Below are 10985 nucleotides of genomic sequence, written 5' to 3' on the forward strand. Positions count from 1 at the left end.
TGATACATGACCGCACCCGATCACACGCTTGCTCTGTTCAAAAATCACTTGCACCAATAGGGGCATCCATACATGCAGTAAATGCTATCAAAGGAGCGGCATCAAACCGTGACAGGTCCAAATTAGAGCTTATGTCAGTGTCCAGATTTCGGGGACTACTTCAACACAGCCCAAATATGCCGCGTACTTCAGCCCATCATACTTTCGTGGATAACTATTGGGCAGGCCGAGATTATGAATGGCTGCATTCAGTGGTCTGACGCAGGACTGAGCCCCAGTGTATTCGAAATAGTCTAAGCCCAACAATTTACAGCTTGCGGGCATAAAGCTAAGCAACTATCGCTCAAAACTGAGCTATACTAGAGATTCAACTGCGTACTTCAGCACCGGCGCGAACAAGCCGCGCGCTCGAAGGTTCTTGTGTGTTAAATTAGGAGAAAGCAGTGCGACAATGACTACTCAGCGCGACAATGTGCGCGAAGATGTGAAGTTCCGCATCCTGCGCTTGCTACAAGACAATCCTGAAATGAGTCAGCGTGAGTTGGCAAGGGAAGTCGGCGTAAGCACGGGTGGCATTCATTATGTGCTCAATGCGCTGGTCGAGAAGGGAATGTTGAAGCTTTCGAATTTCACGGCTGCCGAGGATAAGCGGCGCTACGCTTACGTACTCACTCCAAGAGGTATTGTAGCTAAAGCCGACCTTACAAGGCGCTTCATGATACGAAAGCTGGCGGAATATGAAGCGCTTCAGGCTGAAATCGAGGAAGTTCGGTCCGATCTATCGGAAGAGGAACTGGCCAAAATTAACGCTGAGCGGAGGCTGGGAGGTTGTTAGTGACCACCGTGACGTTGGTATGTTCTACGATTGGCAAGTTTATTCCAACGCTCTGCAGTACGGGCGCAACGATCTGTGTGACGGAGTTTTTAGAAATGCACAATGGGAGCTTTAAATGATTAACACCGAGAAATCGGTTTTTGCCGATCTACAAGGTAATTTGTCGAAAAAAAGCGCGACAATCGGAATTCTTGGCATGGGCTATGTCGGTCAGCCGCTTGCTCTGCGTTTCGCCTCAATCGGTTATAAGGTCATTGGTTTTGATATCGACGACCAAAAAGTTGCGCGGTTAAATGCAGGGCAGTCGGATATCGAACATATCTCTGACGAAGGCATTTCCAATGCAAATCGCAGTGGAATGAAATGCACAACAGATTTTAGTCGTGCGGCTGAGGCTGATGCGCTCATCATATGTGTTCCGACACCGCTCAACAAGTATCGCGAGCCGGATCTCAGCTTCGTGATCGCAACTACTGAATCAGTCATACCCTATCTGCGCCCTGGCCAAGTGGTGTCGCTCGAAAGCACAACCTATCCCGGCACGACCGAGGAAGAGCTTTTGCCTCGGATGTCTTCGGGCGGGCTCGTTGTGGGCGAGGACGTTTTCTTGGTGTATTCGCCCGAGCGCGAAGACCCTGGCAACGCGAATTTCACAACAAACACGATTCCAAAGGTGGTTGGTGGACACACTCCGAACTGCCTCGAAATCGGCAAGGCACTTTATGGACATGCAATCGACCAGATAGTGCCAGTCAGTTCGACAAAAGCTGCTGAATTGACAAAATTGCTAGAAAACATCCATCGTGCAGTCAATATCGGTCTGGTTAACGAGATGAAAATCGTCGCCGATCGGATGGGGATCGATATTTTTGAGGTGATAGACGCTGCCGCCACCAAGCCGTTCGGCTTCACACCCTATTATCCAGGTCCCGGCCTCGGCGGGCATTGCATCCCGATCGATCCTTTCTATTTGACGTGGAAAGCGCGCGAATATGGATTGCATACGCGGTTTATTGAGCTGTCGGGCGAAATTAACCGTGCCATGCCGGAATACGTTCTGGGCAAGCTTGTCAAAGCGTTGAATGACCGGAAGTTGGCCCTGAATGGCGCCCGGGTACTAGTGTTGGGCATCGCCTACAAAAAGAATGTCGATGACATGCGCGAGAGCCCCGCGGTCGAGATCATGGAAATGATCCGCGGAGCCGGCGCGAACATTTCGTACTCAGACCCGCATGTGCCGGTTTTCCCGAAGATGCGCGAGCACAGGTTCGACCTTAGCAGTGTTACTTTGACGCCCGAGTCTCTTGAAGATTTTGACGCTGTCGTACTAGCGACCGATCACACCAAATTCGATTACGCCATGATCCGTCAGCATGCGCGTCTTATTATCGACAGCCGCGGGGTCTATAGGGACGCCGCCGACCATATAGTGAAGGCTTAATATCATGAAACGCTTTGCTCTAATCGGTGCTGCAGGATACATTGCACCCCGCCATATGAAAGCCGTCAAGGATACCGGGAATGATCTGGTCGCAGCGATGGACATAAACGACTCAGTCGGCATCTTGGATAGCCATTTCCCGGAAGCACAGTTCTTTACCGAGTTTGAGCAATTTGATGCGTTTGTCGATGCCGAACGCCGTGCAGATCGAGGATTGGACTACGTTGCAATTGCCTCGCCGAATTACTTGCATGACGCTCATATGCGGTTTGCTTTGCGCGCCGGCGCCGATGCGATTTGTGAGAAGCCACTCGTTCTGGACCCTGAGGATATCGACCGCCTGCAGGACCTAGAACGCGACACAGGTCGCAAGATCAACACAATCTTACAACTGCGGCTGCACCCGGCAATTATTGCGCTGAAAGAACGCGTAGCTTCCTTGCCCGTAGACCAAAAGGCCGATGTTGACCTGACCTATATTACCTCGCGCGGGAACTGGTATCTGAAGAGTTGGAAAGGGTTGACCGAAAAATCTGGCGGCATTGCCACCAATATCGGTGTGCATTTTTTCGACATGCTGCATTTCGTCTACGGTAGTTTGCAGGAAAACATAGTCCATCTGAACACGCCGACGAAGGCTGCAGGCTATCTGGAGTATGAGCGTGCCCGCGTGCGCTGGTTCTTGTCGCTCGACGTGAACGACGTACCCGAAGCCGAACGGGTTAAGGGCAAGCGCACCTATCGGGCCATCGTCGCAGATGGCGAGGATATTGAGTTTTCGGACGGTTTTACCGAATTGCACACCCGGATCTATGAAGAAGTTCTGGCCGGACGGGGTTTTAGTGTTGAGGAGAACCGCGTGGCGATTAGTACGGTAGCAAAGATAAGAACAGCGGCCGTGGCCCCTTTGAGCGAGTTTTCCCATCCTTTTGTGAGGCGCTGAAATGGCGTATTATCATCATCCAAGCGCAATCATCGACACCGGTGCCCAAATCGGTGAGGGAAGCCGCGTTTGGCATTTCGTCCACGTTTGCGCCGGTGCCCGGATCGGGGTGAAGGTTTCACTCGGCCAAAATGTCTTTGTTGGGAATAAGGTGGTTATCGGTGACCGCTGCAAGATACAGAACAATGTCTCGGTCTATGACAATGTTACATTAGAAGATGGTGTATTTTGTGGCCCCTCAATGGTATTCACAAATGTCTATAACCCCCGTGGGCTAATCGAGCGAAAAGATCAGTACCGCGACACTTTGGTTAAACGTGGTGCTACCTTGGGTGCAAACTGCACAATCGTGTGTGGCGTGACCATAGGAGAATACGCCTTTGTGGCCGCTGGAGCGGTAGTGAATCGCGATGTGCCGGACTTTGCACTGATTGCTGGTGTGCCGGGTCAGCAGATTGGCTGGATGAGTGCATATGGTGATCGGTTGGATTTGCCCCTGTCAGGTGAAGGTCACGCTGTCTGCGCTCATACTGGTGATAGCTACACATTGAGCGCAGATTTTCTTAGACGTCAGGAGATGAATGCATGATCCCTTTCAATAATCTTGGTTTTCAACAAGATCGGTTGCGCACTGAAATCGAAGCTGGGATTGCCCGGGTTCTTTCGCATGGCCAGTACATCCTCGGTCCCGAAGTTGGCGAGCTTGAAGAAAAACTGGCCGACTACACGGGCGCTGCCCACTGCATTACGTGCGCGAATGGTACTGATGCGCTTCAAATTTCGCTGATGGCGCTGGGAATTGGGCCAGGAGATGAGGTCATCACCCCGGGTTTCACGTATATCGCCACTGCTGAGGCTGCGGCAATACTAGGGGCTAAGGTTGTATACATCGATATCGACCCGGTCAGCTACAACATGGATTCAGATCTACTAGAAGCCGCAATTACTCCACGGACGCGGGCCATCCTGCCTGTCAGCCTTTATGGGCAATGCGCCGATCTTGAAGCGATCAATGCAATCGCTGAGCGTCATGGCATTCCCGTTGTCGAAGATGCCGCGCAAAGCTTTGGCGGGACTTATAAGGGGCAGAAATCCTGCAACCTGACCACCATTGCTTGTACCAGCTTTTTTCCGTCCAAGCCGCTTGGGTGCTATGGCGATGGCGGGGCGATCTTCACCTCGGACCCTGAGCTTGCCACCGCCATTCGTCAGATAGCCCGCCATGGTCAGGAGCGGCGCTATCATCACGTCCGAGTCGGGATGAACTCGCGGCTTGACACGCTTCAGGCTGCGATCCTTTTACCGAAACTGGCCATCCTCGACGATGAGGTTGCTGCCCGCGAGCGCGTGGCTGATCAATACGCTGCGGAGCTGCTTACAATTGGGGTGACCCCACCGACTGTTGCCCAATGTAATGTCAGCGCTTGGGCGCAGTACACGATCCGTGTCCAGGATCGGGATTCGCTGCAGAAAAAACTGCACGAGGCTGGCATTCCGACGGCCGTGCATTATCCGATGCCACTTAATCGCCAACCGGCAGTGGCCGACCCCGGCGCCAAACTACCTCATGGAGACAAGGCAGCAGCCGAAGTGGTGAGCTTGCCGATGCACCCGTATATGACGCAAGATGATGTACGGCACATTGTGGCGCAAGTTGGGTTGGCGACCAACTGAATGATGAATGCGCGTATAAACCGCTGGCTGCCAAAGGGATCATTTCTGCGCAACGTCACCATTCTCACTGTTGGTACAGTTTTTGCGCAGGCACTGATGGTGGCAGCGCTACCTATGCTGACGCGCCTCTATTCTCCCGAGGATTTCAGCCTTCTGGCGGTTTATGTCGCGATTATCAGCATCGTGACTGTCGTGTCTTGCCTGCGCTACAACATCGCAATCCCGCTGCCCGAACATGATGCCGATGGCATTGCGCTGTTGGCTGTCGCGCTGCTGGCGGCCTGTGTGGTGAGTATGCTTTGCGCACTGCCGGTTATCCTTGCGCCCGAGGCCACGGCACGACTGATCGGCCAGCTGGGGCTTAGGCCTTATCTGTGGATGGTCCCGGTCGGCGTGTTCATCGCTTCTGTCTACAATGCGCTGCAATACTGGGCCTCGCGCAAGAAGCGGTTTGCGCTCGTTACACAGACCCGCATGACTCGTGCCGTCGGCGGCGTCGGCACGCAGCTTGGGCTCGGTGTTGTCAACCCGGCGCCTTTTGGGTTGATCTTTGGCCACATGATTTATGGCGGGCTTGGCATCGCCGGACTATTTCGTAACCTCGTGCGAGATGACCGCGCATTGCTGGGCGAACTGGAGCGTAGCAACATGCAGAAACAGGCTCGTACTTATCGCCGTTTCCCCTTATACTCTGTGCCCGAAGCACTCTTCAACACAGCGGGCGCACAGTTGCCGCTTATTATCATTGCCGCCATGGTTGCTGGCCCTGAGGCTGGTTTCCTGTTTCTGGCGATGCGTGTTATGGGCTTGCCAATGGGGCTGGTCGGAAGTTCGATCGCGCAGGTGTTTCTGGCCGAGGCCCCGGCGAAGCTGCGTGACGGAACTTTAGCCGACTTTACTCGTCGAACCATGTGGCTATTGTTCAGGACCGGCGCGCCAGTGATGATCGCGGTCGGAGTAATCGCTCCCTTGTTCTTCCCGCTGGTGTTCGGGCCAGAATGGGCGCGGGCGGGTTGGCTGGTGGCATGGATGACCCCGTGGTTCGTGTTGCAGTTTGTGGCCTCGCCAGTATCGATGGCGATCCACGTTTTGGGCCACCAGCGAATGGCTCTAGCATTGCAGGTAGCGGGGCTGGTGCTGAGGGTCGGCGCAGTACTGATCGCTGGCGCTGTTTCGCTGGAAGAGAGAACATCTGAAATATTTGCGCTAAGCGGCGCTGTGTTTTATGGCATATATATTGGCTGTGTATATTTTACTATTTCAGCCCCAAGGAGCGTGTCCGCCGGATGAAATACGCCATACTTCACAGCGCAACTACTGCGGTGTTCGTACTGATGCTTACGGGCATATATGCGCTCGAAATTTCGGTAAATTGGTCATATTTGGGCTTTACTCCATTAGGATCAACATTCGCAATTTTAACGGCTGCGATCATCTGTTGTCTGTATAGTCTTGTGCTTAGTGGAAAGCAAGATTTAAGAAATCTGACACATGTAATGATGCATTACGTTTTTTTTGTTCCCAGTATGATAGTTTCTACGACCGACGGAGCAAGCGATTATTACTTTTTATTACTCATGTTATCCTATACGCTGATTTTGATTTTTTCAAGAGTTCCAATCCGTTTGATTAGAACTTTCTATATGGAAAAAAAGCAGTATTTCTACCTGGTCTTATGTGCAATGATAGTATCAGTGTTGCTTTTAGCTGCTTATGGTGGACTGCAAAGATTTAACTTGAATATTTTCGCTGTTTATGATTTTCGCCGCAACTCGGCACTGGCAATGCCTGCGATATTTGCTTATTTTTATTCTGGTGTGGCGAAAGTAATTGCTCCAATGACAATCGCTTTGGCAATATACTTTAGGAGCTTTTTGCTCGCGATTGTTGCAACTGTATTAACTGTATTAATGTTTGGAATGACTCACCATAAGAGTGTGCTCTTCCTTCCGCTAATTGTTGCAGCGATTTATTTGTTCCTTCAATCTCGACAGGCTGCAGGTTACTTAGCGGCAGGATTTGTTTTTGTCGTTTTTCTTTCGGCTGTTGAATTGCTCGTGATTTCAGCTGGGGAAGGAGAAGGTGTGGCGACATATACAAGTATAGTGATTCGCCGGATATTCTTTGTGCCTCCTCTACTCGACACTACCTATATAAATTATTTTTTTGATGCGCCAAAGATATTGTGGTCAACTTCAAGATTTGGGTTTGGCTTAGCTGAAAACCCCTATGATCTGACTGCACCTTTCTTGATTGGTGCAGATGTTTTTGGCCAAGAGGGAATGTCGGCGAATACTGGCGTAATTGGAAGTGGTTTCTCCCATGCGGGTATAGTCGGCGCAATAATTTATTCAATTTTCTTGGGGCTTATTGTCTCTTCACTTAATTCGTTTGGAAACAAGATTGGACACCGACTTGTATTCGCCTCATCCATATCGATTCTTATGTCAGTTTTGACAAGTACTGACCTGACAACGGCAGTACTGACGCATGGCCTATTACTTTTGTTTGTACTGCTTATGATTTTCCCACGCGCAGAGTTGCGTACCCAAGAGAGCATAGAGGTGTCAACTTGATCATCCATTTCACTACCGTTCATCCCCGCACTGATACCCGTATCCGTGTCAAGGAGGTAGCGACATTGGCGCGCCATTGGCCAGGGCAGGTTGAATTATATGTGCAGGATGGCCTTGGCGACGAGGAGGATGCCCAGGACGGTTTCCAGATTCACGACACCGGGCCAAAACCGAAGGGGCGCCTGCGCCGCATGACGCTTGGTGCCTTTCGCATGTACCGTGCCATCCGCCGCGCCCGTCCCCGCATTGCCCATTTCCACGATCCGGAATTGTTGCCATGGGCCGTTCTTTTGCGCCTGTCAGGGATTATGGTTATTTATGACGTTCACGAGGATTTACCGGCCGCTGTTCTTAGCAAACCCTATATCCCGACGTGGCTTCGAAGGCCGTTATCCCTGTTTGTTCGAGTAATTGAAGGATCAGCGGCGCGTTTCATGACAGCAAATGTACCCGCTACGCCTTCGATTGCGCTGAACTTTGATAAATCTCGCCCGGAGATGGTACAAAACTACCCTCTCTTGGCCGAATTACAGGGTGATGAGGCCATGCGCGGCGACGATCTGCCTCCTCATTTCGCATATGTCGGTGGTATAACTAGAATCCGCAGTGCGGCTGAGATGGTCGCCGCGCTCGAGCTGGTGCATGATTCAAATGTTCGTCTCCAGATGATGGGCACGGCCAATGCGCAACTTCTTGAAAAGCTCGAGAACATTTCTGGTTGGCAAAGGGTTGTATCGCATGGCTGGGCTGATCGGCCGACCGTTTCCACAATTCTGAGCCGGTGCCGCGCAGGTCTCGTTCTGTATTATCCCGAGCCGAATCATGTGCGTGCGCAACCAAACAAGATGTTCGAATACATGGCAGCGGGGGTACCTGTGATCGCCTCTAATTTCCCGCTCTGGCGCCAGATCGTTGAAGGTGCGGGTTGCGGGCTTCTTGTTGACCCGCAAGACCCGCAGGCTATCGCAAATGCGATGCAGTGGATTCTCGACAACCCCGATGAAGCCGACGCCATGGGCCGCCGAGGCCGCGTTGCCGTGGAAGAGCGCTTCAACTGGGAAGCGGAAAGCGAAAAGCTGGTTGCCCTCTATCGGCGGCTGATGACCCACACCTGATACTGGAGAGTAATTTGACCCGTATTTTCACCATAATTGGCGCTCGCCCGCAATTCATAAAGGCCGCAGCAGTTTCGCGGCGGATTTCAGTGGACCCTCGTTTGCAGGAGTCACTGGTCCATACCGGGCAGCATTATGACACCAACATGTCAGATGTATTCTTTAAAGAGATGGGTATACCGAAACCGGCGCATCATTTGGGTATCGCCGGAGGCGGTCATGGGGACATGACCGGCCGCATGCTCATGGCGCTGGAGGAACTTTTTCTGGCAGAGAGACCAGATCTGGTGATGATTTATGGTGACACCAACTCAACTCTGGCAGGTGCTTTGGCGGCGGCAAAGCTACATATCCCGGTTGTTCATGTTGAAGCTGGTTTGCGAAGTTTCAACAGGCGGATGCCGGAAGAGGTGAACCGGATTCTTGCCGACCAGTGCTCGGACTTGCTGTTCACGCCAACCGCTGCCGCCACAGCCAATCTTCTTCGCGAGGGGATTACCGCCACAAAAATCGTGGAATGCGGTGATGTGATGTTCGATGCATCTTTGCACTTTTCTCAAAAAGCTATTGAAGGAGGCAATGGGGCAGCAAGGTTCGGTATGAAGACTAGTGGATATGTTCTGGCAACAGTACACAGGCAAGAAAACACAGACGATCTTGCACGACTAACAGCGATTATCGATGGGCTCTCCCAAGTGGCGACCGAGTTGCCTGTACTACTGCCATTGCATCCGCGAACACGCGCGCGCGCCGAAGCCGCGGCGCTTGGTGACAAGTTGGCGACAATCACAGTCATTGAGCCTGTCGGCTATCTGGATATGGTAGGTCTTGAAAAAGACGCAGCGGTTATCGCGACTGACTCGGGCGGCGTGCAGAAAGAGGCGTTCTTTCACAAGATACCCTGCGTCACATTGCGCGATGAGACTGAGTGGGTCGAACTGGTGGAATCGGGCTGGAACATGTTGGTACCGCCCACAAGCGCAAAGGTGATAAGGGACGCTATATTGCAAGCCCGTGGCAGACAAGGCCGCGACATCGCGCCCTATGGCGGCGGCGATGCGGCTGGGATGATCGTGGACAGGCTCCGGGAGTATACGTCTTGAGCAATCTTCTATTGATCAACCATTATGCTTCAACTCCGGCCACTGGAATGGGCGGAAGGCTGCATTACTTGGCACGTGAATTGGCAAGACTTGGACATGATGTAACAGTGGTCGGTGCGCGTAAGCATCATCTGCTACGAGATGACGTGGATACTGATGCGCTGCCCGCGGAAGAGGAGGTCGACGGCTACCGCCTGCTTCGCCTCGACGTCCCGAGATACACTCATGCCCATGACAAGCGTCGTATACTGGCGTGGTTTACATTTGCGGCCAAATTACCCGGACTGAAGCGGCGGTTGAACGCATTTCCGGATGCAGTGCTGTACAGTTCGCCGCAACTGATTGGTTATTTGGGCGCGGAACGTCTGGCGCGGACCTATGGCGCGCGTCTCGTATTCGAAGTGCGCGACATCTGGCCACGTACATTAGTCGAAATCGGGGGTCACGATGCTCGGCATCCGTTCATTCGGCTACTCCAATGGATTGAGGATCGTGCTTATTCCTGCGCTGATCGAGTAGTGTCGAACCTTGAAGGCGCTGTCGAGCATATGGCCACGCGCGGCATGTGTCGGCGTAAGTTCTCTTGGGTGTCGAATGGGATCGCGCTTGACGAGGTCGCTATCCCCGCGCCGCTAGCATCAGACATGGCAGCGCAAATACCTCCCGATGGGTTTCGCATCATCTATGCTGGCACACTTGGGGCGGCAAACGCACTTGACACATTAGTCGAGGCGGCTGCGCTGCTGCGCAATGAGACGGATATCCATATTCTTCTGGTGGGAAAGGGGCGTGAACGTACAAAACTCGAGGCCCGGCGTGACGAGTTAGGACTCACAAACGTGCGATTCTTGGGTTCGGTTCCCAAATTGAACGTGCAATCAGTCCTGACAGAGTGTGACGCTTGCTATATCGGATGGCTAAAGTCACCACTGTATCGTTGGGGTATAGCGGCAAACAAAGTTCCAGAGTATCTCTTCTCGAGCAGACCGATAGTCCACGGATTCAGCGGCGGCAACGACCCCGTGGTAAAATTCGAAGCAGGAGTTACGATCCCACCTGAAGACCCACAGGCCCTTGCCGACGCAATTCGTCGTTTGCGCGACATGCCTCAAGCTGAACGTCGCCGCATGGGAGAAAATGGCCGTAGGGCAGCCCTAGAGCATTATGATTACGCCAAACTTGCCAAACGGCTTGAACAAGTTTTACTCGACTGAGGCTCTCGGGTAATCTCCCCTTTTTTAACGGGGTGCATCCGTAGAATTCATGCAGCCATATTCAATTTCATGACGGGTGTGATG

10 protein-coding genes are annotated in these 10985 nt (G+C 52.5%); all 10 read left to right on the top strand.

The window, feature by feature from the left end:
* Positions 1-451 precede the first annotated feature (451 nt).
* The 10 genes from VOY09_RS18165 to VOY09_RS18210 all read left to right on the top strand — a co-directional run bounded on the left by VOY09_RS18165 (position 452) and on the right by VOY09_RS18210 (position 10901).
* Entirely contained in the window at positions 452-835 is a 384-nt protein-coding gene (locus VOY09_RS18165; protein ID WP_322895992.1) for a MarR family EPS-associated transcriptional regulator, read from the top strand.
* A gap of 115 nt (positions 836-950) precedes the next feature.
* A complete protein-coding gene (locus VOY09_RS18170; RefSeq protein WP_322895994.1) occupies positions 951-2276 on the top strand; it encodes a nucleotide sugar dehydrogenase in 1326 nt (441 codons plus the stop codon).
* 4 nt (positions 2277-2280) lie between these two features.
* The gene (locus VOY09_RS18175) at positions 2281-3219 is read left to right on the top strand and encodes a Gfo/Idh/MocA family oxidoreductase (RefSeq protein ID WP_322895996.1); all 939 of its coding nucleotides are present in this window, start codon (positions 2281-2283) and stop codon (positions 3217-3219) included.
* A 1-nt stretch (position 3220) separates the two neighbouring features.
* Positions 3221-3808: an acyltransferase gene (locus VOY09_RS18180; protein WP_322895998.1), complete on the top strand. Its 588-nt coding sequence runs from the start codon at positions 3221-3223 to the stop codon at positions 3806-3808.
* A complete protein-coding gene (locus VOY09_RS18185) occupies positions 3805-4893 on the top strand; it encodes a DegT/DnrJ/EryC1/StrS family aminotransferase (protein WP_322895999.1) in 1089 nt (362 codons plus the stop codon). The genes VOY09_RS18180 and VOY09_RS18185 overlap by 4 nt, the downstream gene beginning before the upstream one ends.
* The gene (locus tag VOY09_RS18190) at positions 4894-6183 is read left to right on the top strand and encodes a lipopolysaccharide biosynthesis protein (protein WP_322896001.1); all 1290 of its coding nucleotides are present in this window, start codon (positions 4894-4896) and stop codon (positions 6181-6183) included. It begins immediately after the preceding gene.
* Positions 6180-7469 carry a hypothetical protein gene (locus tag VOY09_RS18195; RefSeq protein WP_322896003.1) on the top strand — a complete coding sequence of 430 codons (1290 nt, stop codon included), beginning with the start codon at positions 6180-6182 and terminating at the stop codon, positions 7467-7469. The genes VOY09_RS18190 and VOY09_RS18195 overlap by 4 nt, the downstream gene beginning before the upstream one ends.
* Positions 7466-8584: a glycosyltransferase gene (locus VOY09_RS18200; protein ID WP_322896005.1), complete on the top strand. Its 1119-nt coding sequence runs from the start codon at positions 7466-7468 to the stop codon at positions 8582-8584. The genes VOY09_RS18195 and VOY09_RS18200 overlap by 4 nt, the downstream gene beginning before the upstream one ends.
* 14 nt (positions 8585-8598) lie before the next feature.
* Positions 8599-9687 carry a non-hydrolyzing UDP-N-acetylglucosamine 2-epimerase gene (gene wecB / locus VOY09_RS18205; RefSeq protein WP_322896006.1) on the top strand — a complete coding sequence of 363 codons (1089 nt, stop codon included), beginning with the start codon at positions 8599-8601 and terminating at the stop codon, positions 9685-9687.
* A gap of 47 nt (positions 9688-9734) precedes the next feature.
* The gene (locus tag VOY09_RS18210; protein ID WP_322896008.1) at positions 9735-10901 is read left to right on the top strand and encodes a glycosyltransferase family 4 protein; all 1167 of its coding nucleotides are present in this window, start codon (positions 9735-9737) and stop codon (positions 10899-10901) included.
* Positions 10902-10985 lie beyond the last annotated feature (84 nt).

This window comes from Yoonia sp. 67-2, from assembly GCF_035117555.1.
Taxonomy (GTDB): domain Bacteria; phylum Pseudomonadota; class Alphaproteobacteria; order Rhodobacterales; family Rhodobacteraceae; genus Yoonia.

What these genes read in the sequence shown, in the direction of transcription:
- VOY09_RS18185 (WP_322895999.1), top strand. Translation starts at nt 3,805, where the DNA reads ATGATCCCTTTCAATAATCTTGGTTTTCAACAAGATCGGTTGCGCACT.
- VOY09_RS18180 (WP_322895998.1), top strand. Translation starts at nt 3,221, where the DNA reads ATGGCGTATTATCATCATCCAAGCGCAATCATCGACACCGGTGCCCAA.
- VOY09_RS18210 (WP_322896008.1), top strand. Translation starts at nt 9,735, where the DNA reads ATGGGCGGAAGGCTGCATTACTTGGCACGTGAATTGGCAAGACTTGGA.
- VOY09_RS18165 (WP_322895992.1), top strand. Translation starts at nt 452, where the DNA reads ATGACTACTCAGCGCGACAATGTGCGCGAAGATGTGAAGTTCCGCATC.
- VOY09_RS18170 (WP_322895994.1), top strand. Translation starts at nt 951, where the DNA reads ATGATTAACACCGAGAAATCGGTTTTTGCCGATCTACAAGGTAATTTG.
- VOY09_RS18175 (WP_322895996.1), top strand. Translation starts at nt 2,281, where the DNA reads ATGAAACGCTTTGCTCTAATCGGTGCTGCAGGATACATTGCACCCCGC.
- VOY09_RS18195 (WP_322896003.1), top strand. Translation starts at nt 6,180, where the DNA reads ATGAAATACGCCATACTTCACAGCGCAACTACTGCGGTGTTCGTACTG.
- VOY09_RS18190 (WP_322896001.1), top strand. Translation starts at nt 4,894, where the DNA reads ATGATGAATGCGCGTATAAACCGCTGGCTGCCAAAGGGATCATTTCTG.